Genomic DNA, 24,127 nt, shown 5'->3' with positions numbered 1-24,127 from the left:
GCGTACCTCAATCGGGCGCGCGGCGGACCGCCGCGACGGCGCGGTCCATCGCCCCGACGCCGTCGCCGGGGAACGAGCGCCAGCGGACCCGCCCGCCGCGGTCGAGGACGAGGGTGGAGGGGATCTTGTCGACCCGAAACCGGGCGGTGAGCACGAGGCCGCTGTCGTGGACGACCGGGAACGCGACCCCGAGCGCGCGCACCATCGCCTGGGTGTCGCCCGCGAACTCGTCGGCGCCGATGCCGATCACCGCGACGTCGCGCTGGCGCGCGGCCCAGCGCTGGACCTTCGGCAGGTGCCGCCAGCACGGCTCGCAGTAGCGGGCGAAGAACTCGACCACGACCACCCGGTCGCGCAGCGCCGCGAGGTCGACCACCCGCCCGTCGAGCCCCCGCCGCGAGAACTGCGGCGCCGCCTCGCCGAGCAGGCTGCTCGGCGCCGACGGCGGCATCTCCGGCGGGCGACACCCGGCCGCGACCGCCACGAGCCCCAGCACCCGCCGCCTGCTCCAAGGCACGGCTCTCCTGTACCGCGAACCCGCCCGCCCGCGAAAGCCTCGGCGCCGCAGATCCGCCCGACCGGATGTCTCTCGGGACAGCTCACGACGCGCGCGCCCGACCTCGACCCTCCGGCAGATTCGCCGGCCCAGGCGGCGCCAGCCGCCTCTATGTCGACCATCGCGCAAATTTTGCGCGCGCCTGACGGGCGCTGAGGAGGGTCCTCCACGTGCTAGTGTCGGCGGCCTCACCCGATGTTGGCACCCGAGGCGCTCGACTTCAGCCGCGTCCCCCCCGAGCTCGGCAGCCACGTCGGCTGGCTGTGTCTGGCGGTGGTGGTGGCGACGCTGGCGTGGGCGGCGACGCGGATGGAGTCGGTGCGGCGCAGCCTGCTCGCGCTCGAGGACCCGCGCATGTTCGCGACCTTGCGGATCGGCACCGCGCTGATGACGATCCAGTGCTTCTGGAACCTGAAGCCGTACTGGCGCATGTTGTGGAGCGACGAGGGCCTCTACGACCTCGACGAGGCGCGCTCGCGGTTCGGCAGCTCGGCGCTGATGGGCTGGACCCCGGAGGACGGCTTCCTCGACAGCTGGGCTGTCCTCAAGTACCTGTGGGGCAAGCACTCGCTGTTCTACTTCTGGTCGTCGCCCGACGGCGTCGAGTGGGTGATGTACGCGACCTTCGGCGTGCTGCTGCTGTACGCCTTCGGGGTGCTCTCGCGGCTCACCGGCGTGCTGTCCTGGCTGCTGGTGTGCAGCATCTACAACCATAACGGGCTCTACCTCGAGGGCACCGACACGGTGTACCGCACGCTGTGGTGGGTGCTGATCTTCGCCCGCACCGGCGACGCGTGGAGCGTCGACAACTGGGTCCGCTGCAAGCTGCTGCGCCGGGCCGGCAAGCTGCAGGAGGTCGGCGAGCCGGCGCAGCCGGGCAAGCAGCCGGTCTATCGCCTGGTCCCGAGCTGGCCGCGCTACCTCATCATGGCCCAGCTGGTGGCGATCTACACCGCCACCGGCATCGTCAAGACCGGCAACGTGTGGGTCCAGGGCGACGCGCTCTACTACGCGCTCAACATGGACCACTTCTACCGCTTCGAGGAGTGGACGCAGCAGGTCTCGGCGATCTTCGGCACCAACCTGTTCCGGCTGATGACGTGGGTGACGCGCTGGTGGGAGGAGCACTTCGCGATCGCCATGCTCGGCGCGATCCTCGGGTTCCAGCTGCGCCACCGCGACCAGCCGTGGTTTGTCGCCCACGACCGGCCGTGGCGCCGCTGGCTCGGCCGCGTGGCGCTGCTCCTCGGCTATTTCGCGCTCTACCGCATCAGCGTGCTCGCCTACCCGTACGTGGGCGAGCTGCCGAAGAACCAGCCCGAGCAGGCCGCCGCGATCGTCAGCGCCGGCATCCTGCGCGTGCACATCGCCATGGGCGTGGTGGTGCCGCTGCTCGTCGCCGGGTGGTTCTTGCTCGGGCGCTGGCCGCTGCGCGTGCGCGGGTGGACGATCGATCAGGCGTTCGTGCAGCGGTGGCTGCTCGGGCGCCGGCTGTGGCTCGGCCTCGGCGTCGTCTTCCACGGGTTTCTGATCCTGTTCATGAACATCGGCATGTTCCCGTTCATCATGCTGATGGTCTACGTCGCGTGGCTGCGCGGCGAGGAGATCGCCGCGGCGCTGCACTGGCTGTGGCGGCAGGCCCGGCGCACCGGGCTGCGGCGGATCTTGCCTGCCGGCAGCGAGCGATGGTTCGGCCCGGCCCAGCGGCCCGAGGACCTGCCCGCGCGCGGCGCGAAGATCCCAGACGCCATCGTCGTCGTCCTCGGCCTGCTCTTGCTGGCGATCGTCTACAAGCGGATCGGCGGCGACCGCGAGGTCGGGTACCTCGTCTATGGCTGGCTCGGCCTGGTCGCCGCCGTCGCCCTGGTGTTCCGCCTGTTCGGCCGGCGCCTGCGGCATGTCTTCAAGGGCATGTCCGAAGGGCCACACAGCGCCGCGCCCGGGGGCGCGCCGGGGCTGGCCGGCGGGGCGCTGTACCGGGCGATCGCGCTCGGCTTCATGACCTGGCACTTCTGCGCCGTCGGGCTGAGCCTGTTCCCCGGCAGCAACATCTTCAGCCAGTGGCGGTCGGCGGCCCGCGGCGTGTTCGGCAGCTACCTCAGCGTCACCGGCACCTCGCAGAGCTGGAACATGTTCGCGCCCAACCCGCCGCGGGCCAACACCTTCATGAAGACGGTGGTGGTGCTGCCGGACGGGACGCGCTGGGACATCGGCTACAACAGCTACAGCTACCGGCCGTTCCCGTGGATCTGGAACGACCGCATGCGCAAGATGCATCGGCGCATGATCGGCAAGGGCAAGTCGTACCTGCGGCCGTGGTCGTTCTTCGTCTGCCGCAACTGGTTCATCGAGTACGGCACCCCCGCGGCCAAGGTCGAGACCTGGCGGATCACCACGCGGATCCCCACCCCCGAGCAGGTCGCCACCAAGGGCTGGTACCGGCCCAAGGACCTCAAGCCCACCTTCGAGCTGCTCGAGACCCACAGCTGCCTCAAGAACGGCCAGCTGCCTGCGTTCATGAAGCAGCGCTACGGCGTCGAGCTCGACGCGGCCGACCTGCGCGAGCTCGAGGCCGCCCGGGAGAAGCAGGCCCGCCAGGCCGAGCAGCGCCGGCGCAGCTGGGCCTCGCGCCGCGACTGGGGCGGGAGCCCGCAGCCCCGCGCCGCCAGCGTCAACGCGCCCGGCACCAGCCCGCCCGCGGCGAGCGAACCGCCGCCCGAGCCGGCCCGCGGCGCCGAGGACGAGGGAGGCGGCGATGGCGAGTAGAATCTTCTTCAACGCGGACCGCCCCGCTGCGCGCGGCGTCGGGCCGCCAGTCGTGGGTCGTCGAGAACGTCTGGCTTATCGGTATACTATGATGGCGCTTGGGACATGTCGTAAAGGCCATGGGTTCGAGGGCGCGCCGCCCTCGGGACGCGAGGCAGGGGCGGGCCGCGTCGGGCGTGCGAGGCCGGCGAGCAGGGAGGCGCGCACGGTCGGGGCGTGGATGCGTCTGTCCCATCGAGCAGGTCGGATGGAGCATGTGCCATGAGTCAGGCAGCGGAGCAGCCGTCGTCGCGGCTGGCCGACGCGCTGCTGCGCGCGCCCGCGGCCGAGGACCCGTCCGACCAGCCGTGGGCCTACCGCGGGTGGGCGGCGCTGCTGGTCAGCCTGTTCATCGCCTATCACACGGTCGCGCTGCTGCAGCACACGACGCCTGCGGCCGGGCTGGCGGAGCGGTTCAACCGCAAGCTGGCGGGCATCCTGCGCTCGGGGGCGTACATGCGGGCCACCTCGAGCGTGCAGAGCTGGGCGATGTTCGCCCCCAACCCGCACCGGACCAACCAGTTCTTGCAGGTGCGGGTGGTGACGCAGGCCGGCGAGGAGCTCGACCTGCTGCACGACATCTACGGCCGGCGCGACTACCCGTACTTCTTCTACGACCGCATGGGCAAGATCAACCGGCGGCTCATCGAGCAGGAGCGCTACCAGTCGCCGTACGCGGCGTGGGTCTGCCGCGAGTGGGCGCGCACCCACGGCGGCGAGGCGCCGGTGCGGGTCAACTTCACCAAGATGTGGACGAAGGTGCCGCCGCCGGCGAAGGCGATCGCCACGATGGGCTTCGACCCGTTCGAGCTCAAGCTGCACAAGGAGGACCTCAAGGGCTTCGACTGCGCCACCACCCCGCACGCGCAGCTGCCGAACGACATCCGCGCGCGCTACGGCTTCGCGCCGCTGCCGGAGGGCGCGTTCGTCGACATCGAGCAGAACACCTGGCACGACCGGGCCGAGGCGAAGGCGCGGATCCTCCAGCGCCGGCGCGCCGTCGACACCACGCGTGGCGGGGCCGAGGGCAAGGGCAAGGCGCCCGAGGGCGCGCAGAGCGACGAGCCGCCGGCCCCCGAGGGCGACGCGGACGAGCCGGCGCTGCCGGCCGAGGGCGGCGGCAACGAGGGCGGCAACGAGGGCGGCGGGGCCGACGGAGGGGGTGACTGATGCTGGCCGCGCTGCTCGCCCCGGCCAAGGCGCCCGCGGTCGACCTGTCGGCGCACATGTCCCTTGCGACAGGTGCGCTGTGGCTCGGCCTCGGCTGCGCGCTGGCGTTCTTCCTGATCCGCCCCGAGCTGTGGCGGCGGCTGTGGCTCGAGCGGGTCGACCCGCGGCCGGCCGGGCTGTTCCGGATCGTCTTCGGCGTCGTCGTGCTGTGGACGCTGCTCGACCTGATCCCGCTGCTGCGCTTTTTGTTCACCGACGAGGGCTTGTGGCTGCCGGCGATGGCGCGCAAGAACTACGGCGGCGAGCTGCGGCGGCTGTGGGACCCCGAGCACGGCTTCGAGCACTGGTGGAGCCTCATCCCGGCGCTGTGGGCCAAGTTCTCGCTGTTCCACCTGCGCGCCGACCCGGCCTTCGTGTGGGCCGTGTTCGCGCTGACCTGCGCCAGCGTCACGGCGATGATCCTCGGCGTCAAGACGCGCCTCAGCACGCTGCTGAGCTGGTTCCTCGTCAACACCTTCTACAGCTACAGCCCGATCTTCTACAGCGGCGGCGACACGGTCCTGCGGGTGTTCCTGTTCCTCGGCCTGCTCACCCGCTGGGGCGAGGCCTACTCGCTCGACGCCTGGTGGCGACGCAAGCGCGAGCTCTTGGCCGGCAGCGTCGTCGTCCCCGCGCTGCGGAAGATCCCCGCGTGGCCGCTGCGGCTGATGATGCTGCAGCTCGCCATCATCTACTGCGCCACCGGCTCGCTCAAGAGCGGCCTCACCTGGTTCGACGGCACTGCGCTTTATTACGCGCTCAGCCTCGACCACTTCTACCGCCACCCGGTGCAGATCCAGGTCGCCACCTTCCTGCACATGATCGGCTTTTTGCCGCTCTCGACCTGGGTCACCAAGGCGTGGGAGACCCTGTTCCCGCTGGCGTTGGTCGGCCTGGCGCTGCGACGGTTCGAGCGCGAGGCGTCCGCGGGGACATGGCCCAAGGTGCAGGCGTGGCGGCGCGCGCTGTCGTACGCGCTGGTCGCCGCGGTCATCGGCGCGCTCGCGTACGTCGGCGGGCTGACGGCCTGGTACTACTACAGCCCGGGCGAGGGCCCGGTGCCGCTCACGCGCGAGCAGGCGCAGGCGCTCGTGGCCGCCGGGGTGCTCGCGTTCCCGGCGCTGCTGGTCGGCAGCTACCTGTGGCTGCGCGCCCGCCGGCCGCGCCAGCACGCGTGGGTGCTGCGGTGGCTGTGCGGCAAGCGGCTGTGGCTGGGCGTCGGGGTGATCATGCACCTGGTGATCGACGTGGCGATGAACGTCGGGACCTTCGTGCAGGTGATGCTGGCGGTCTACATCCCCTGGCTGTCGGGGGCCGAGGTCGACGCGGCGTGGCGGACGCTGATGTCGCGGCCGCTGGCCGAGGGCGAGGGCGCCCGGCCGAAGCACAAGCCGGGCTGGAAGGCCTCGCTGCTGCGCCCGCTCGACCGCCTGCGCCACCGCGGGCCCCGCGAGCCGTACGTCGTCCACCACGCGGCCGACGAGGCGTCGATCCGCCGCGTCGCGCTGCTGCGCATGTGGGACCTCGGCGCGCGCCTGCACTTCGAGACGGACTCGTCGGTACCCGCCGGGGCGCTGGTGGTCACCGCCCCGGGCGAGAAGACGCGCCAGGTCGGGGCCGAGGCCGGGCGCGCGCTGCTGCCGATCCTCCCCGGCTTCTGGTGGCTGTACCCGTGGTGCCTCGCGCCCGGGCTGCGAGCGCTCGCCGGGCGGGCGGTGCTGCGGACCTTCGACCTGCGCTGAGCGGCGCGAAGGGACATGTCACAAGAGACAGGGTCGATCGCGCGCGGCGCGCGTCGAGCGGCGCGAAGAGGCATGCGTCGTGAAACGGGTAATTGACGCGGGGTAAAAACTGGAACGACGTATTCGCCACGCTCGCGTGACGCCGAGCGGCGCGAAGAGACATGGCACAAGAGACAGGTCGTCCGTGCGAGCAGCGGCGGTCCTGGCGTCTCGGGCTTGCCACGCCCGCGAGTGACGGGCGTCGGGCGGGCGCGAGGACAGGCCGTCACGATCGGGCCGCCGGCCAGGGCGGGAGCGGCTCGGCCGGGCTCGCCGGTGACGAGCTCACCCGTCCGCTCACTGCGGGATCGTGCAGAAATTCTGCGGCGACAGCCACGCGAGGATGTTGACCCAGAACTGCTTGATCTGCGGGATCTGCTGCCACTCCGAGTCGAACTCGATCCACTCGTCGCCGAAGATGAACAGCTTGCCGTCGTTGCGGACCTGCGCCACCGCGACGGGACCCTGCGGCAGGGTGCCGATGACCTCATTGGTGGCGACGCCGTCGTCGGTGATGTCGATGTAGAGGCCGCCGTAGAACGACACCGAGGTGATGCCCTGGGTGATCGGGTGCTGCGCCCATTGCGTCACCGGGCCGCTGAAGAAGCCCTGGCTCGCGTTGTAGGCCAGGCCCATCGGAGCGATGATCGAGTTCGGGCGCTCGACCACGGTCTGGTTGTTGGTGTGACCGGTCATCGACATCAGCCCGCCGCCGCCGTCGACCCAGGTCTTGATGAGGGCGGCCTCGTCGGCGCTGTAGGTGCGGACCAGCCAGTCGAGGATGACGATGTCGTACTTGTCGAGGGTGACCGCATCGATCGGGGTGATGTCGAGGGAGATCCGGTCGACCTGGGTGCCCTGGGCTTCGAGCCAGGCCTGGAACTCGGCGGAGGGGTTGGCGCCCTCGTTGCCGAAGATGGCGATGTTGAGGCAGTCGCAGATGCCGTCGCCGCCGACGTCGACGTCGTCGACGATGCCGTTGCAGTCGTCGTCGAGGTCGTTGCACACCTCGTCGCCCGCGGGGACACAGTCGGGCTCGGTCGTGCCGCTGTCCGTCGTGCTCGAGGTGCCCGGATCGGTGGCGGTGTCGGGGCCGGTGGTGCTGACGGGGCTCGTGGTCGAGGTCGTGTCGGGGTCGGTGGTCGACGTCGTCTGCGAGGTGTCGGTGCCCGCGGTCGGGTCGCCGGTGGTCGGCAGCGAGGTCATGCTGGCCGAGCCGGTGCCCTCGGTCTCGCCGCTGTCGCTGTCGCTGCCGCTCGCGGTGACCGTGCCGTCGGTGGCGGTGGAGGTCGGGCCGGCGGTGGCGTCGGAGTCGGAGCCGCTCTCGGAGGCGGTGACGTTATTGTTGGTGTTGCCGCAGCCCGGGGCGGCGAGGACGATCGCGGCGCCGAGCAGCGCAGAGAGAGGACCTAACCAGGTTTTCATGCCGGTCGATGGTAGCGAGTGCGCCGCCGCGTGGCGACGCACTCGCTCGCGCGTCGGCGCGCGCACAGCCTCACGCGGTCATCACCGGGGCGCTCTCAGGGCGAAGCGTGCAGATGTGTTCGGGTGACGCGGCGAGGCGGCTTTTATCCGGGGTTGCTGGAGCTGCGACGGCGATCGACGCGTCGCCGAGCACGAATGTCTCGCACGACGTGACCTGCGCGCCGTCGAGCGGACGAGGTCGCAAGAGCAGCGCGTACGCCGACGGCAATCCGTCACGCACGATCGCAGCGCCGGCGAAGGCCCCGGTCGCAAAGGGGATCGAGTTCGCGCGAGGACGCCGGTGACGTGGTGCGATCCGTCGTGTCCATCAGGCCGCCGCCGGCATCGAACCCGGCCCTGCTCGCGGACCACGGTCGAGGACGGCGAGGTCTTCCGCATCGAGCCTCGCCGCGAGCGTCGGCGTCGCGATCGAGGCCGATGAAGGCGGAGCTCAGCCGAGGTCGCGCAGCGCGATGTGGGCCGCGTTGTAGCCGCACATGCCGTGCACACCTGCGCCCGGATGGGCGTAGCTCGAGCACAGGTAGAGACCCTCGACGGGCATGCGGTGGCGGAAGTACGGGAAGATCGGCCGGAAGATGAGCTGGCGGTGCCAGGCGTTCGAGCCGCCGCCGAGGTCGCCGCTGACGAGGTTGGCGTCCATGGCCTCGAGGTCAGGTGGCGCGACGATCCGGCGCGCGAGCACGGTGCTGCGGAAGCCGGGCGCGAGACCCTCGATGCGGGCGTCGACGCGGTCGGCGAAGGCCTCGGCGTGGGCCTGCCAGCCGCCGGCGGGCCGGCTCGGCACGCGCGAGTATGCCCACAGCGTGTGCTTGCCGGCCGGGGCGCGCGTCGGGTCGGCGAGGCTCTGCTGACCGACGACCAGGTAGGGGTTGTCGGGGAGTTCTCCGCGACGGACCTGGGCGGTGAACCGCTCGAGGTCGGCGAGGCTGTCACCGGCGTGGACGACCGCGGCGCGCCTGGCCTCGGGGACAGCCCACGGCACCGGCGACGACAGCGCCCAATCGACCTTGAAGGTGCCCCAGCCCTGCGGGAACTTCTCCATGAAGCGGACCACGCGCCTGGGGACGAGGTCGCGCTCGACGAGGTCGAGCAGGAGTGACGCGGCTGCGGTGTCGGCGAGCACGGCGCGACGGGCCGCGCGCAGCTCGGTGCCGTCGGCGAGGCGGACGCCGACAGCCCGGCGACCCTCCGTGAGGACCCGGTCGACGCGGCTGGCGAGGCGGATCTCGCCGCCGTGGCGCCGCAGGTCGGCGACCATCGCGTCGGCCAGCACCTGCGCCCCGCCGCGCGGGCTCGAGTAGCCGCCGGTGGTCGCGGTCATGCCGAGCATGAAGCCGAGCGCGGCGCCGAGCGGGTCGCGCGGGCCGACGTCGACATGCAGCGCGAGGCCCGGCATGACGCGCCGGGCCGCCTCGCCGCGGAACAGCCGCCGCGCCAGACCTGCCCCCGAGGACAGCAAGATCCGCGCGAGCTTGAAGATCCCGAACGGCAGTAACTTCAGGACAGGTGAGATCGTCGGCAGCGTGTTGAGCAAGATGCCCAGCACCGCCGGCTCGACCCCGCGGTACCAGCGAGCCAGCGCGGCGAAGGTCTCGCCGTCGCGCGGGTCGCCGAAGTGACGGGCGCAGAGGTCGAGGTCGCGGCTGATGCACGCGACCGAGCCGTCGGGCGCGGGGTGACAGCTGTCGAACTCGGCGAAGCACAGCTCGACGCCCTGCTTCTCGAGCTCGAGGGCGCGGAAGGCCGGGCTGATGCGCGGGAACGGGAAGAACGCGGCGCCGACGTCGTGGACGAAGCCGGGCAGCGTCGCCTCCTCGGAGCCGAGCGCGCCGCCCCAGCGCCGCGGGTGGGCCTCGCACACGAGCACGCGCAGGCCGGCGCGCGCGAGCATGCAGGCGGCGACCAGGCCGTTGGGGCCGGAGCCGATGACGATCGCGTCGGGGTCGCCGGTCATGGTGTCCTCACTGGTCCCAGGTCGCCGCGGCGCTCGGGCTCTCGAGCAGCGCCTCGACGTCTTCCATCGTGAGCTTCTTGCCGGCCGACACGTCGCGGCCGAGCGCGCTCTCGGCGACCTCGCGCTTGCGGGCGCCGAGCTCGACCATCTTCTGCTCGACGGTGTCCTCGCACACCAGGCGGTAGACCATGACGGGCTTGTCCTGGCCGATGCGGTGGGCGCGGTCGGTGGCCTGGTCCTCGACGGCCGGGTTCCACCACGGGTCGAAGTGGACGACGGTGTCCGCTTCGGTCAGCGTGAGGCCGGAGCCGCCGGCCTTGAGCGAGATGAGGAACACCGGCGGGCCGGCCTTGCTCTGGAACTGCTGGACCAGCTCCTCGCGGTTCTTGGTGCCGCCGTGCAGCCAGAGGTAGGGGATCTTCAGCTCGGTGAGGGCGTCGCCGAGCAGCTTCTGCATCTCGACGAACTGCGAGAACACCAAAACCTTGCGCCCGGAGCCGACGCAGTCGGCCATGAGCTCCTTGAACGCCTCGAGCTTGGCCGACGGCGGCAAGGTCGACGCGTCGGGCAGGCCGAGCAGGCGCGGGTCGCAGCAGACCTGGCGCAGGCGCGTGAGCGCGGCGAGGATCGTCATCTGCGACTTCTCGAGGCCGACCTCCTCGATGCGGCCCTTGATCTCGTCCTTCGCGGTCTTGAGGATCCGGTTGTAGAGGCCGAGCTGGCTGCGGCCGAACTGCACGAACAGCGTCTGCTCGGTCTTCGGCGGCAGCTCCTGGGCGACGTCCTCCTTCTTGCGGCGCATGACGAACGGCCGGATGCGCGCGCGCAGGGCCTCGAGCGTCTTGGTGTCGCCGTCCTCGATCGGGCGCACGTAGTTCTTCTGGAAGTCGGACAGCTTGCCGAGGAAGTTGGGCGCGAGGAAGTCGAAGATCGCCCAGAGGTCGGCGAGGTGGTTCTCGACCGGGGTGCCGGTGAGCGCGAGGCGGTGGTCGGCGGTCAGCTGCTTGGCGCTCTTGGCGGTGGTGGTGGCCCAGTTCTTGATGTACTGCGCCTCGTCGAGCAGGGCGTAGCGCCAGCGGATCTTGCTCAGCTCGTCGATGTCGCGGCGCAAGATCGCGTAGGTCGTGACGACGACGTCCGCCTTCTTGAGCATGCGCCGGTTCTCGGCCCGGTCGGCGCCGTGCCAGGTGGTCAGCACGAGGCTCGGGGCCCACTTCTTGACCTCCTGCTTCCACACGCTCAGCACCGAGGTCGGGCAGACGATCAGCGTCGGCTGGTCGCCCTCCTCCTCCTTGGCCTTCGTCAGCAGCGCGAGCGCCTGGACCGTCTTGCCGAGGCCCATGTCGTCGGCCAGGATGCCGGTCATCTGGTTCTCGTGGAGCTGCCACAGCCACGCGAAGCCGGAGCGCTGGTACTCGCGCAGCTTGGCGTTGAGCGTCTTGGCCCGCTTGGGCGCCTTGGCCGAGCGCTCGCCGGTCATGTTCTCCATCAGCCGCTTGACCTCCTTGGCGACGTCGGCCGAGGGCACGGCGCCGAGCAGGCGGGTCAAGGTGCCGAGCTCGAGCGTGCTGATCTCGGCGTGGCCCTTCTTGTCGAACTCGATCGCGCCGGCGGCCTCGGCCACGGGCTGGAGGATCTGCGGGTCGAGCTTGGCGACCGAGCCGTCGGCGAGGGTGATCCACCGCCGGCCCTCGTGCAGCCAGCGCAGGAGGTCGCGGAAGGAGATCAGGTCCTCCTCGCCCTCGACGTCGACGATGGCGTCGAGGTCGAGCACGCTGCCCTCCTTGCTGCGCACCGACAGCCGCGGGGTCGGCGACTTGCTGCGCACGCGCGGCAGCTGCGGGACCCGCTTCTCCCACGTCTCGGGCAGGAGCGGGATGCCCACGATCGTAAACTCGACGGCGGCGTCGCCGGTGGCGACGAAGCCGTCGGCGTCGGGGTTGTACTTGAGGTTGAGGTCGGTCAGCGCCTTGCGGGCCACGGCCTCGCCCTCGAGGTCGCGGTAGAAGCTGAGCGGCTGGTCGCCGAGGTTGATGGTGTAGCGCGCCGACTCGGGCTCGCTGCCGGTGATGCCGATGGTGACGTTGCCGTAGCGGGCCGCCAGCGCGACCTTGATCTGCGAGGCGTCGCCCTCGACGGTGGCGATGATGGCGTCGATCTTGCGCGAGTCGGAGGCGAGCGCGAACAGGTCTTGATGCGGGACGCCGACGGTCTTGAGCGACTCGCTGAGGGCGTCCATCGCCTGGGCGCTGACGCGGGCGTCCATGACGATCCGCGGCTGCTTGGCGACGGCCTCGAGCACCCACGGCGGGGTGTCGGGGACGAGGAAGACCTCGGCGGTCTCGGGCAAGAGGAACCAGGTCGGCGCGCCGCCGATGATGCGACCCGCCGGCACCTCGAGGTCGCGGCCGGTGCTGCGCTGCTCGAGGAAGGCGTGCAAGACGACGCTGTTGTCGCCCGGGCGCGGCTCGGCGCGCACGCGCAGGGTCAGCGGCTCGCCGGCGAACTGCAGCTTGCCGACGCCCTTGAGGCTGACGGTGCTGCCGACGCGGGCGAAGTAGAGGAGGCCCGAGAGCGCCATGTCGTCGATGACGTGGCCGCCGTCGTCGGCGTCGTCGACCTCCTGCGAGAGGTAGTGATGGATGACGCGGTCGGCCGGGCTCATGCCCTCGTAGCGCCGCCGGCTGACCACCGGCGTGCCGCCGCCGCGGAAGACCATGACGTGCCAGTTGCCGCGCCGCGCCTCGATCGTGTAGCGCTGGGCGTTGGCGCCGGTGCCCGTGACCTCGGCGGTCCACGGGTTCTGCGTCATCGTGATCTCGCCGCCGGCCTGGTACTGCTTGCGCAGCGCGAGCGCCAGCGCGACGGCGTGGTGGCAGAACTTCTCCCAGCCGTCGGTGAAGGTCGGGCAGTCGCACATCGCCTCGACGGCGCCCGACTCGAGCAGCTTGATGGTCGTCGCGTGCGGCTGCGGATGCGACCCCTTGACCTTGCCTTTGAGACAGTTACCGGCGAAGACGATGTCGCTGACGGCCTTGGCCTCGAACAGCTCGACGCCGGCGGCGTACGCCTTCTTGCTGGCGATCTTCGCCAGCGACTCCGGCTCGAACAGGGGGAGGAACGCTTCGAGTGTGGACACGCAGATCCTGGGACGATGACGGGCCAGACACGGGCGGCCACGCCTCGGTAGCCGGACCCGCGCGGCGACCCGCGGAGGAGTCGCCGAGAGCTCCAACAAGCACATGGGCCCGACGGCGACCGCGGCGAATACACGCCAGGTCGGCGGAGGGTCCGCAGGTGCTTTAACACGGGCCGTATCGCGGGTCCACCCCCAATCTTGCATCGGGGCGCATTTGCCTGGCAGCCCGCGCCCGATCACGGGTGAAGGCGGTGTCGGGTGCGCATGCAGGGGCCGCTCCGGGGGCGTTCGCCCGGGTCGCTCCCGTGCGTGCGCTGACGCGGGCGAAGGCGATGACGACCGCGATCACACGAGCTGAATTGCGCGCCAGGCGCCCCGCTGTTATCCCTCCGCGCCGTGCAGGGCGAGAACCTCTTTAATCCCTCGGACCCGGGCGTGCGCCTGCTCGCCCAGGCGGTTCAGGAGCTGCCGCCGCAAGCGCTGGCGCTGGTGTACGGCGGACCGCTGCCCGGTCTGCGCCCGGGGGCCACGCGCTGGGCCGTCGACGTCCGCGAGCAGTCTGCCGAGGCACCGGCGGCGCTCGTCGCTCCGTGGGCAGTCGACACCACCCCGCGCTTCCGTGCCGCCGCGGTGTGGCCGCGCGCGCACCTCGGCAAGGATTTCTCCGAGGCCTGCCTGGCCCTCGCAGCCGCGGTCCTGCTGCCCGGCGGACGCCTCCTGTGCGCCGTCCGCAAAGACAAGGGCGCGGCGTCGCTGGCCCGCACGATCGAGGCGCTGCTCGGCTCGTGCGAGACGGTGGCGCGCGACCGCGGCTACCACCTGCTGAGCGCGGAGAAGTCCGACCGCTTCAACCCACAGGCGACCGCCGAGCTGCTCGCGGTGCGCTACGAAATCGCCGAACCACTGCTCGGCGAGGTGCCGCTGCTGTCCGCGCCCGGGGTGTTCTGCCGCAAACACCTCGACGACGGGACCCGCGCGCTGCTGACGGCGCTGGCCGCGGCCGAGCTGCCGACGCCGCGCCGCGTGATCGACCTCGGGGCGGGGATCGGGCCGCTGGCGCTGTGGGCCGCCAAGAGATGGCCGAAAGGACATGTCCTGGCGGTCGAGAGCAACGTGATCGCCGCCGGCCTGGTGCGCGAGAACGCGGCCCGCCTCGGCTGCGAGCGCGTCGAGGCGCTGCTGTCCGACGGGCTGCCCGCGGCCCACCCGTGGCGCGGGACGGTCGAGCTGGCGCTGGTCAACCCGCCGACCCACGCGCCCCCGGAGGCGTTCGCAGCGCTGGTCAAACCGCTGCCCCACTGGCTGCGCGAGGGCGGCGAGGCATGGTTCGTGGTCAATCGCTCGGGCCGCCTGGTCCAGGTGCTGAAGGACACGCGAGCGCAGATCGAGGTTCAGGAGGCCCCCGGGTTCTGGATCGTGCGGGCGCGCTGGAGCTGAGAACGCGGGGGCTGAACTTCGGGGCAGGTGTGGGAGCGCCGGCGCGGCGGCTGGGCTCAGGGCAGCGCGAAACAGAGGCGGCTGGTCTTCGGAGCAGGTGGATGCGGAGGCGGCGGCTGGCCTTCGGGGCAGGCGCGGAGGGGCAGAGGAGGCGGCTGTCCCTTCGGTCAGGACCCGGGGACGATCGCACGGTTTCGGGGGAGTGCTCTGGCCCCGGGGGGCAGGTGGGAGGAGGTCAGTCGTCGCCGAACAGCGAGCGCTGCCGGGGCCTGGTCTTCGGGGCAGGTTCGACGCGCATGGTCGCCTGGGCGGGCAGCCGCGGCGGGTCGGTGTTGAAGCCGAGGCGGCGCGCGTGCAGCTCGAACAGCTGCTCGATGGCCTGCCAGCGCGGACCCTCGCCCTCCATGCGCCGGCCGAACTCGGCGTTGTTGAGGGCGCCGCGGCGGACGTCGCGGATGGCCGAGAGGACATGCGCGTGCCGCAGCGGCTCGGCCTCCTTGAGGCGGCCCTCGAACACCGGCAAGACCTCGGCCGGGAGGCGCAGGAGGGTGAGGAAGGCGTTCTGGGCGCCGCACTCGCGGGCGCGCGCGAGGATCTGGGGGATCTGGCTGTCGTTGAGGCCGGGGATCACGGGGGCGACGGCGACGCCGGTGCGGACGCCGGCGGCGCTCAACCTGGCGAGCGCGTCGAACCGCTTCGACGGCCGCGCGACCGAGGGCTCGATCCGCCGGGCCATGGCGTCGTCGATGAAGGGGATGCTGATCGTCACCGAGGCCCAGGCGCGGCGGTTCAGCTCGGCCAGGAGGTCGACGTCACGGGCGACCAGCGGACCCTTGGTGATGACGCCGACCGGGTTGGCGAACTCGAGGCAAGCCTCGAGGCAGCCGCGCGTGAGCCCGTAGTGGGCCTCCAGCGGCTGGTAGCAATCGGTGACGCCGCTGAAGGCGAGCAGCTCGCGGGTCCACTTGGGGCGGGCGAGGAACTGCCGCAGCAGGGCCGGCGCGTTGACCTTGGCGACGATCTTGCGCTCGAAGTCGGTGCCTGCGCCCCAGCCGAGGTACTGGTGAGTCGGCCGGGCGTAACAATAGGCGCAGCCGTGATAGCAGCCGCGGTACGGGTTGACGCTGTAGCGGAACGGGATGTCGGGGCTGTCGTTGGTGCTGACGACGCTGCGCGCGTCCTCCTCGAACACCTCGAGGCCGGCCGGCGGCGGCTCGCCGAAGTACTCGACGTGGGTCGACAGCCACGGGTTCGGCGGGTTGTCGATGGGACGCGGCATACGCGGCGAGCCTAGCAGGCGAGGGACGAGGCGGAAGCGGCGCGCGCAGGACGGGGGTTGCAGGAGTGATCGGAAGGCGGCGGCAAAGCCGCCGGGTCGACGGCAGGAGCTTGCGAGGTTCACCGAAATGCACCGCCGAGGTGCCGCGCAGCGCTCGGGTGGTGCGTGGTCTCGGGCGGGTGCGAGCGGCGGGAGGTGCTTCGCTTGGGCCACGTTGCAGTCGCGTCGAGAGCCGCGGGTCGAGTCGCTCGGGCGGGGGCGACGCTCGGACGCTCATAGCAAGCCCCGCGGCGCCGGTTTCGTTGCTCGTCGGTCTCGCATGGGTCGAGATGCTTCCCTCCGCACACTTTCTCCGCAGCTCGCAGCGCGGCGTGAGGACCGCGCGAAACTCCGGCCGCGGAGCTGGTGGCGCGGCTCGGTGATCTCGCATCGAGCTCTCGGGGGTATAGCCTCGCGCGAGCTGAGGATGCGCGAGGGAGGCATCGCTGCGGACAGTCGCGACGGCGGGTGAGCTGTGCATCGGGACATGACCCGAAAGTGTCGAATCGATGGGACATGTTTTATAAAACATGTCCTGAGAGATGGTTCGAGGCTCAGGTGCCGGCGAGGACCAACCGCGCCAGCTCTCTCGGCAGGTGCGAGAGGTCGAGGTCGCCGAGCACGCTGAGCTTGCCCTGGTGGTGCCAGTAGAGCAGCGGCGAGACCGGGCCGGGGAGGGTGCGATAGGCGTCGCGCGCCCAGCCGGCCATGAAGCGGAGGGTGTCGCCCAGGTCGAGCGGGGCCGCTTCGGGCTCGGCGCACCAGAACTGCCGCAGGCCCCAGGCGACCAGCGAACGCCGCAGTCGACGCGCGCCCGGGGCGATGAACAGAGCGGTGCCGCGAGCCGGGAAGGCGACGACGGTGCCCACCGGACCAGGGGGCTGGCCGAGCAGCGCCTCGAGCTCGAGCACGGCGGCGGTCGTATCGATCCGGCCTGGCCCTCCGAGCATGTACGCATGGACACCCGGGGACGGGGCGGCGAGCGCGAACTCGAGGCGCTCGCTGCAGGTGCCGAGCCGCGCGCGATGGAACAGCCCGGCAGGGCCGAGCCCGGTGGCCGCGAGTTCGCGGCGGTCGGGGATCTCCATCCGGCCCCCCGCCACGGCGCAGGCGACGAGCTCGCACAGGCCCGGGGCGAGCTCGCGGGCGAGCGCCCCGGGATGACGGGCACACTCGCCGGGCTCGACCAACAAGGCCCGAAGCGCGGGCAAGGCACAGTCGCGCGTGACCGATCGACGCGAGACCGAGACGAGCGCTGCGGCTGTGCTCGAGCGATTCGCCGCGGTCGGCGAGGGCGGCCGCAGCTCGGCCACGGGCGCAGAGGACCGCTTCGGAGGGCGCGAGTTCACCGCGGGCGCGGGCTCCGGACGGCGCTCGGAGGCGGGCTCGAGTGCGAGGGGGGACCCCGAAGGTCGTGCTTTCGCGGGCGAAGGCTTGGCGCTCGCAGCCGGAGATCGCGCGGCGCTCTCGGCCCGTGCGGCCGATGCCCGTGGGTTCGCGCGGCTCGTGCGAGCCGGCGCCGGGGTGGGCGCCGGAGCGCTCGCGGTGGAAGCTTGCGAGGTCGGCACGCACCGCCTGGCGAGGGCAGGGGCGAAGGTGGCGGAGGCACGGGACGAAGCACTGGCGGGCCGGCGGAGGCGCACGGACGCATCGGCGGTGAACCGTCGCGCGAGGAGGGAGACGGGGGTGGACGAGGCGGCGGTGCGCCGTCGCGTGAGGAGGGAGGATGAACACGCGGCGGGCCGGCGGGGAGGCGCGGACGAGTCGGCGGTGAGCCGTCGCGCGAGGAGGGCAGGCGCGGACGCATCCGAGGTGAGCCGCCGCGCGGGGGAGGAGGGCGCGGCGGGCCGGCGGAGGGACGAGTCGACCGCGGCGTGTCGGGCGAAGGCGTCGGCGAGCTTTCGGGGCGGCGCCGCGACCGGGACGTCCGCGGCGGGCGCGAGGGAGGAGCGCGCCGCGAGCCGTGGCGCGAGGGAGGAGCGCGCCGCGAGCCGTGGCGCGAGGCCGGGCGGGCGGGCGCGTGCGGACGATCTCCGGGAGTGGGCGGTCGGGGCTCGCGCATTCACCGAAGCGGACGGAGGGACGACTGCGAGCAAGGAGGGGCCGGCGGCGGGTGCGGGGGCGCGAGCCGAGAGCCGCGCGCGCCGGCGAGGTCGTGAGGCAAATTCAGGCGGGACGTGCGACATGGTCCCCCTGAGGTCGCTGCGAGCCGGGCTTCTTTTGCACGGCGAGCAAAAAAATTCGCACGCTCACGCCAGGCGGTCGCGTCGCGCTATGGTGAAGAGGTGCGCGACGCGTGGACCCTCCTGCCGACCCTCGTGCTGCTCCCCGGCTGCTCCGGCGAGGTCACGGCGCTGGCGGCCCTCGTGTTCAGCATGTCGTTCGGCGCCTGGCTGGTCGGGCGCGACCGGCGACGGCGGGCGATGCTCGAGGCGGAGGTGCTGCGGCGCGCGATCGCGACCGGACGGCACCGAGAGATCGAGCAACACCTGCGGCGCGAGCTCGCGCTGGCCGCCGCGGGCGAGGCGGTGAGCGTCGAGCGCCAGTGGCTGGCGCGCGCGCAGCTCGGCGGGCTGCTGGTGGCCGAGTGGCGGCTCGAGGAGGCCAGCGCGCTCTACGACGAGCAGTCGACCAAGCTGTCGCCGCACCTGCACGCGCTCGCGGCCTTCGGTCGGCATGAGATCGCTTGCCTCGCCGAGCCGGCCTCGGCCGAACGACTGGCGAAGATCCGCGGCGACCGCGACGCCTGCCTCCGCTTCGTCCCGCCGGCCTACCAGCCGACCGTGGCCCAGGCCTGGAACGCGCTCGAGGGCCTGTGCCTCGCCCGCATGGGTCGCGCACGCGAGGCGGCCGCGCTGCTCGAGCACGGGCTCGAGTCGCTCGGCTACAACCCGGCGCGCGTGGTCTACCTGTTCCACCTCGGCCAGGCGTACGAGCAGATCGGCGAGCGTCGCCACGCTGTCGCGCGCTACGAGCAGGCGATGCAGTCGTTCCCCGGCACGCGCCTGGCCAGCGAGGCACGCGCCCGCTGCCTCGCGCTCGGCACCGGCGGTCGCGACGAGCTGTTCCGCGGCATGCTGCCCGAATCGCCGACGCCCGCGCTGGCTCTGTCGCGCTCCGAACGATCGCGCTGACCCCGGGGAACTCCGGACACGTGTACGACCCTCCGCGTGCGGCGCCGAGTCTTGCGACCCGGCCCCCTCGTGCTGCTAAGGTAGGAAGCAGTGGCGAAGCGACAGCGAGGGATGATCCAGCACGCGACGGAGACGATCAGCCACGGCTTCGGCTACGCGCGCCACCTCCTGCGCGGCAATCGTGTCGCCGGAGACATGTCCTGGGTCGAACCCGGCAGCCGGCCGGTGGTGCTGGTCCACGGCTTCCTCGGCACGCGCGGGACGATGTTGCCGCTGACCCGGCGGCTGCAGTCGGACGGCAAGGTGGTGTTCAGCTACCACCACGGCATGCTCCAGCTCGGCTCGCTGAGCCGCTCGGCCGAGGAGCTGGCGGTCAAGCTGCGCGGGCTGACCGAGAGCCTCGAGATCGATCGCGTCGACGTCGTCGGCTTCAGCATGGGCGGGCTCGTGGCGCTGCACGCGGTGAAGTTCCTGCAGGCGCACCGGCACGTCAGGCGGCTGGCGCTGATGGGCACGCCGCTCGGCGGGACGTGGATGTCGCTCGCGGGCATGGCGACGGTCGGGCTCGTCAGCGCGTCGGTGTGGCAGGTCCGCCCCGGCAGCCGGTTCATCAAGGAGCTACGGGCGGCCCCGCTGCCCGCCGGCGTGCGGCTGCGGCAGATCCACGCCGACGCCGACGCGCTGTGCCCCGACCCCGGCCCGATCGAGGGCGTCGACCGCGAGCACGACTACGTCGTTTTACCGGGCGGTCATTCTTCGCTGGTCATCGCGCAGCCGTTCTATGCCGCGGTCCGCGAATTCCTCGACGAACCGGACGAGCCGGCGCGCGCGGTCCTGTCGCGCTGACGCGTCGCTGGCCGGCGAGCCGCCGGGCGCAAAGACCATGTCGCCGGGGTCAGGCGAGTGGGTGACCTGCGATTTGCCGGTTTGCCGACGAGCGTGAAGCGCGCGTACCAGGCTGTGCGAAATCGCGCTTAAGCTGGGGCCTGAAGGCGTCAGCAGTTTTGCCGCGCGCGACGCGATCTGCGTATAGTAGAGGGTATGCGTCGCTCTGCTCTTGCTGTCGCTTGTGTGTTCGTGTTGGCGCCCCAGCTCGCGCTCGCAAACCCGTACGCGCGCGCGAGCTCGTTGTGGGCGCAAGCGGCGGCGACGCAGACGACCACGACCACGACCACCACGACGACGACGCAGGAGACGACGACGACGCAGCCTGCGGGTGACCAGTGGAAGCCGACCAGCTCGAAGGCGCCGAAGAGCAACGAGCTCGAGGAGACGCCGCAGCCGGAGCCGGCGCCCGAGGTGAAGCCGGAGCCGACGCCCGAGCCGGCCGCGCCGCCGCCCGAGCCGGAGAAGCCGAAGTGGACGCGGCACGGCTTCGGTATCCGCGGCGGCATCTCGATCATCCCGACCTGGGCGGTCCGCGGCTACGTGCAGAGCATGACGAACGCGCTGTGCCGCGGTGACTCGATCCCCGGCGGCAAGTTCGGCGCCGGGCTGACCCGCGTCGAGGGCTGCAACTTCTACATCGGCGGCGAGTACATCTACCGCTTCTCCAAGAACTTCGACATCGTCCCGGCCGTCGCCTACCACCGCCTCAAGGCGCCCGACGGCCTGTGGCTCGACGACAGCGAGCGGGACGCGAACGGCAACCCGAACCTCGGCGCCGCCGACTACACGCAGGTCAACTTCAGCTTCGTCGCCCTGCAGGTCGACTTCATCGGCCGCGGGACGATCGTCGAGACGCCCGACTTCGCGTTCCAGCTCGGCGGCGGCGGCGGCCTCGGCCTCGGCATCATCACCGGCAAGGGCCTGTGGCAGACGCCGCTCGGCAGCCCGGCCGTAGGCTCGACCGACGGCAATCCGCAGGCGACCTGCAACTCGATCGCCGACTACTCCGACTTCACCAAGTGCACGCCGCACTGGTCGCCCGACCCGGACAACCCGGGCGCCCCGCCCCCGGCCCAGGGCAGCCTCGCGCTCGACCAGACCGGCATGAACCCCGGCCGCTTCGCCAAGTGCACCAAGGACGGCTGCAACGAGGCCGACCTCAACGTGCTCGGCCGCGAGAAGGGCATCAACCTGCCGGTCATCCCGATCGTCAACCTGCTGCTCACCGCTCGCTTCCTCATCAAGGACACGTTCGGCATCAACCTCACCGGCGGCTGGAACACCGGCTTCTACTTCGGCGGCAGCCTGCAGTACTTCTTCGGCTCGCGGTGAGGGCCTGGCCTGAAAGGCCTGTTTTGAAGGTCATGTCACCGAGGACATGAGTAAGGGGCGTGCCCTGCGGGACATGTTCCTTTCGGTGCTCGTCGCGTCGGCGGAGCGCCGAGTGGGCCGACTGCTTCGAGGGACGGCCACGCGGGCGGGCTCCGCTGAACCTCAGCGAGCGGTATCGACAGTCTCAGCCGCAGCCAGGCGGCGCAGCCTCAGCGGCAGAGCTCGCCGCGCGGGGCGAGGCCGGCGCCGTCGAGCGTGAACTGCGGGGGGATGGCCGTCTCGGCGGGCGCGGGCGGAGGCGCAGCGGACGTGTCCCCGGGGACAGGTTGCGGGCTCGCGTCGCCGTCGCCGCCGTCACCCTCGCCGGCCGAGGGCGGGCTCGCCGTGTCCTCGTCCTCCCAGCCGGCGTCGTCGTCGCCGGCCGCGGCCGAGCTGCCTCCGAGGTCGGGATCGACGGTCTGGGCGCCGTAGGTGATGATGACGAGGTCCTGCCGGCGGGTGCTGGGACCGGCGAGGCGAGTGCGGCGCGGCAACACGGTGCCGTCGACCGGGTGCAGCTCTTCGTGCAGGAGCGACCACAGGCGCGCGAGCTCGCCGTCGGCCCGGCGCTGCCACAGCGTGCCGCCCGCGGGCCACCACGTGCCGTCGACGAAGGCGAAGCGCAGCTCCTGTTCATAGCCGGGGGCGCGCAGGCGCAGGACCTCGTGGCCGTGGCGTGGATCCCAGGACTGCGCGACGACCTCGTACGGCGGAGCGAGCACCGGCGCTCCGCCGAGCACCAGCGACACCAGCTCGCGCGCCGCGAACGGCACCCCGAGCAGCCGCTGGATCGCGCAATCGGCCGGCGGCCCGGCGAAGAAGCCGGCGGGCAGGTTGTCGGCGGCGACGTTGCGCAGGGTGTAGCCGCGCTCGTTGAAGGCGAGCGACACGAACTCGTGGCCGGCGATCTGGATCTGCCCGGAGAAGCGACCTGGCTTTTGGGCCAGGAACATGAGGTTCCCGCTCGGCGCCCGCCCGAGCCGGATCTTGGCGACCGGGACCTGAAGGGCGGAGACCTTCGGCGCCGCCGCGCCCAGCAACACGTCGGGCTTGGGCGCCTCACCGGTCGCATACGGCGGGAGGACCTCGGGCGGACGGCACCCCGCCGCGGCAGCGGCGAGGAGCGCGGCGAAGACGGGAGCGAGGAGACGCGAACGCACGCCCCGGAACCTTAACCCGTCCCGCCGCGACATGCACGCGAGGCGCGGAGGTCGGCGCGCCCCGGCCGAGGGGCGGAGCATGCAGGCACGGTCTCGTATCGCGCAGCGATCGGGGCTGCGTGTCCCGTGCGATGCGGGGGAGGAGTGATGCATGGAAGTACCGCGTCTCACTGAACTCGCCGTCCGTGGCCCATACGGGCCGCGACGCGCTGAATCAACTTGCCATTCGGAGGGAGATGCGCCGCAAGGCGCGCTGTCCGTGAGCCGGTTGCCCGGGCAGACGAAGAGCTCGGAGGACCGCGAGTCGGCGCATTCGTGTCGCCGGTGCGAGGTGAAGGAGGGACACTCGCCGAGCGCTGCGCGCCGGTCGCGGTTCTCCGAGGCGAGAGGGATCGAAGGTCCGCCGAGGCGAACCGGGAGAACGATGCTGTCTTTCAGGACATGTCTAGAAGTGGAAAAACGCGGACCAGTCGGAGCACGGGCACGGGCGCGACGAGCGTCATCGCCATGGAGGAGTGCAGACCGTCGCGATGAGCGGGGCCACGGAGTATCCCTCGCCCGTCGCGCCCGTGCCCGTGCCCCGGCTGGCCGGGGGCGTGGGCTCAGGGCTTGGTCGCCAGCTCGTCCTTCGGGACCTCGCGCAGGGTGGTTTCACCCTTGAGCACGAGGTACTGCTTGAGCTTGGCGTAGGTCTTGAGTCCGATGCCCTTGATCCGGACGAGGTGGTTGGTCTCCTGGAACGGCTTGCTGGCGCGGTAGTCGACGATCTTCTTGGCCATCGCCGGGCCGATGCCCGGGAGCAGCTCGAGCTGCTCGGCCGTGGCGGTGTTGAGGTTGACCTGACCCTCGAGCGTGGGCGCCGCGAAGGCCGGCGTGGCGGCCAGCAGCGCGGCCGTGAGGGCGGACAGGGACAGGAGGTTGCGGATCTGCTTGAACATGGGTGTCTCCGTTTCGGCGTTGCGCCGACGCCGGTCCTTGAGCAAGCCGGGCGCCGCGACGGAGATCGAAGGATTTCGAGTGCTTATGAACATGACCCGGGGGCCAGGTGGCCGACCGGCGGGACGCCCGGCCAGCCCGCTGGACGGAGCCGGTGCAGAGCGGCCGATGATGCGCGCGGCTCACGGCAATCGCCTGTCCCGAGAGACAGAGGCTCGACCACGCGCGGACATCCTCTCGACTGTCCGCGCCGCTCGGCCGGGCATCCCGGCTCGCTCGCTTCCTGAGCGCGCGCTCGCGGGCGAGCGCCTACTCGCCGGCCTTGGGCTCGATGGGCATGCAGATCGACTCGATCGGCAGCGACTCGGGATTGGTCGGCGAGAACGCGACGTAGACGCCGTTGCTGCCGGTCTGGCGGCACTCGTAGCCGTCGCGGCAGCCGCGGTCGCTGTTGCACTCCTTGCGGCAGGAGATCCGCGCGCTCAGGAGGTCGGCGCACAGACCTTCGGGCAGGCACAGCTCCTGATCCGTGCAGCGGTTGTAGATCGTCGGGTCGCCGAGCTCGCGGCACTTGTACTGCGGGTCGTCGGGCGAGAGCTTGTCCTCGGGATCGACGGGGCGGCGATCTTCACAGTCGGGATCGCACGCCACGCTCAGGAACTCGGTGTTGAAGACCTGAATGCAGGCGCCCTCTTTTGGGCACGAGCCGGGTGTGCAGCCCTCGATCGTGCACTCGCCCTTGCCGTCAGAGTCGAGGTACGAGAGGTCGCAGATTCGCTCGCCACGAAAGCTGCAGTCGGTGCTCACCCGGCACGCGCTGCCGATCTTTCGCTGACAGGCGCCGAGCGCGACGGCTTGCGCGAGCAGCGCAACGACGATCAGGAGGCGGCGGGAGGCCATGGGCGCGCGCGGAGCATACACGGCCCTCTACTTTGGGTCACGCCGCGATCCGTG

16 protein-coding genes are annotated in these 24,127 nt (G+C 71.6%); 7 read left to right on the top strand and 9 right to left on the bottom strand.

Annotated elements, in window-relative coordinates; translation table 11 throughout:
- Positions 1-7: 7 nt before the first annotated feature.
- The gene (locus NAEX_RS50435; RefSeq protein ID WP_170135845.1) at positions 8-517 is read right to left on the bottom strand and encodes a TlpA family protein disulfide reductase; all 510 of its coding nucleotides are present in this window, start codon (positions 515-517) and stop codon (positions 8-10) included.
- A gap of 234 nt (positions 518-751) precedes the next feature.
- Between NAEX_RS50435 and NAEX_RS50430 the strand changes: the two genes are divergently transcribed.
- From NAEX_RS50430 to NAEX_RS19590, 3 genes are all read left to right on the top strand, one after another.
- Positions 752-3,322, top strand: a complete 2,571-nt coding sequence (locus NAEX_RS50430; RefSeq protein ID WP_170135844.1) for a hypothetical protein — start codon at positions 752-754, stop codon at positions 3,320-3,322.
- 261 nt (positions 3,323-3,583) lie between these two features.
- The gene (locus NAEX_RS19595) at positions 3,584-4,531 is read left to right on the top strand and encodes a hypothetical protein (RefSeq protein ID WP_096329013.1); all 948 of its coding nucleotides are present in this window, start codon (positions 3,584-3,586) and stop codon (positions 4,529-4,531) included.
- A complete protein-coding gene (locus NAEX_RS19590) occupies positions 4,531-6,312 on the top strand; it encodes a hypothetical protein (protein ID WP_096329012.1) in 1,782 nt (593 codons plus the stop codon). The genes NAEX_RS19595 and NAEX_RS19590 overlap by 1 nt, the downstream gene beginning before the upstream one ends.
- A gap of 336 nt (positions 6,313-6,648) precedes the next feature.
- On the opposite strand, the gene NAEX_RS19585 is transcribed toward NAEX_RS19590, so the two are convergent.
- From NAEX_RS19585 to NAEX_RS19575, 3 genes are all read right to left on the bottom strand, one after another.
- On the bottom strand, positions 6,649-7,776 hold the full coding sequence (locus NAEX_RS19585; RefSeq protein ID WP_096329011.1) for a DUF4350 domain-containing protein: 1,128 nt from the start codon (positions 7,774-7,776) through the stop codon (positions 6,649-6,651).
- A 490-nt stretch (positions 7,777-8,266) separates the two neighbouring features.
- Complete coding sequence (locus NAEX_RS19580) at positions 8,267-9,790, bottom strand: phytoene desaturase family protein (protein WP_096329010.1); 1,524 nt, start codon at positions 9,788-9,790, stop codon at positions 8,267-8,269.
- Positions 9,791-9,797: 7 nt separating this feature from the next.
- Entirely contained in the window at positions 9,798-12,929 is a 3,132-nt protein-coding gene (locus NAEX_RS19575; protein WP_100792907.1) for a DEAD/DEAH box helicase, read from the bottom strand.
- A 396-nt stretch (positions 12,930-13,325) separates the two neighbouring features.
- On the opposite strand from NAEX_RS19575, the gene NAEX_RS19570 reads away from it, so the two are divergent.
- The gene (locus NAEX_RS19570) at positions 13,326-14,366 is read left to right on the top strand and encodes a class I SAM-dependent methyltransferase (RefSeq protein WP_170135843.1); all 1,041 of its coding nucleotides are present in this window, start codon (positions 13,326-13,328) and stop codon (positions 14,364-14,366) included.
- Between the two features lie 235 nt (positions 14,367-14,601).
- On the opposite strand, the gene NAEX_RS19565 is transcribed toward NAEX_RS19570, so the two are convergent.
- Both NAEX_RS19565 and NAEX_RS19560 read right to left on the bottom strand, forming a co-directional pair.
- A complete protein-coding gene (locus tag NAEX_RS19565; RefSeq protein ID WP_096329007.1) occupies positions 14,602-15,645 on the bottom strand; it encodes a PA0069 family radical SAM protein in 1,044 nt (347 codons plus the stop codon).
- 593 nt (positions 15,646-16,238) lie between these two features.
- Positions 16,239-16,877 (bottom strand): hypothetical protein, encoded by a 639-nt coding sequence (locus NAEX_RS19560; RefSeq protein WP_143140463.1) that lies wholly within the window; start codon positions 16,875-16,877, stop codon positions 16,239-16,241.
- A gap of 1,092 nt (positions 16,878-17,969) precedes the next feature.
- On the opposite strand from NAEX_RS19560, the gene NAEX_RS19555 reads away from it, so the two are divergent.
- The 3 genes from NAEX_RS19555 to NAEX_RS50425 all read left to right on the top strand — a co-directional run bounded on the left by NAEX_RS19555 (position 17,970) and on the right by NAEX_RS50425 (position 21,038).
- Entirely contained in the window at positions 17,970-18,818 is an 849-nt protein-coding gene (locus NAEX_RS19555; RefSeq protein ID WP_096329005.1) for a tetratricopeptide repeat protein, read from the top strand.
- 90 nt (positions 18,819-18,908) lie between these two features.
- Entirely contained in the window at positions 18,909-19,664 is a 756-nt protein-coding gene (locus NAEX_RS19550) for an alpha/beta fold hydrolase (RefSeq protein WP_143140464.1), read from the top strand.
- A 195-nt stretch (positions 19,665-19,859) separates the two neighbouring features.
- Positions 19,860-21,038 (top strand): hypothetical protein, encoded by a 1,179-nt coding sequence (locus NAEX_RS50425; RefSeq protein WP_170135842.1) that lies wholly within the window; start codon positions 19,860-19,862, stop codon positions 21,036-21,038.
- A 209-nt stretch (positions 21,039-21,247) separates the two neighbouring features.
- On the opposite strand, the gene NAEX_RS19540 is transcribed toward NAEX_RS50425, so the two are convergent.
- The 3 genes from NAEX_RS19540 to NAEX_RS19530 all read right to left on the bottom strand — a co-directional run bounded on the left by NAEX_RS19540 (position 21,248) and on the right by NAEX_RS19530 (position 24,073).
- Positions 21,248-22,237: a hypothetical protein gene (locus NAEX_RS19540; RefSeq protein WP_096329002.1), complete on the bottom strand. Its 990-nt coding sequence runs from the start codon at positions 22,235-22,237 to the stop codon at positions 21,248-21,250.
- Positions 22,238-22,839: 602 nt separating this feature from the next.
- Positions 22,840-23,175: a ComEA family DNA-binding protein gene (locus NAEX_RS19535; RefSeq protein WP_096329001.1), complete on the bottom strand. Its 336-nt coding sequence runs from the start codon at positions 23,173-23,175 to the stop codon at positions 22,840-22,842.
- Between the two features lie 307 nt (positions 23,176-23,482).
- Entirely contained in the window at positions 23,483-24,073 is a 591-nt protein-coding gene (locus tag NAEX_RS19530; RefSeq protein WP_096329000.1) for a hypothetical protein, read from the bottom strand.
- Positions 24,074-24,127: the final 54 nt, after the last annotated feature.

Source organism: Nannocystis exedens (assembly GCF_002343915.1).
Taxonomy (GTDB): Bacteria; Myxococcota_A; Polyangia; order Nannocystales; family Nannocystaceae; genus Nannocystis; species Nannocystis exedens.
The sequence above is the reverse complement of the archived record's forward strand: the minus strand, read 5'-3'. Positions and strand labels throughout refer to the sequence as shown.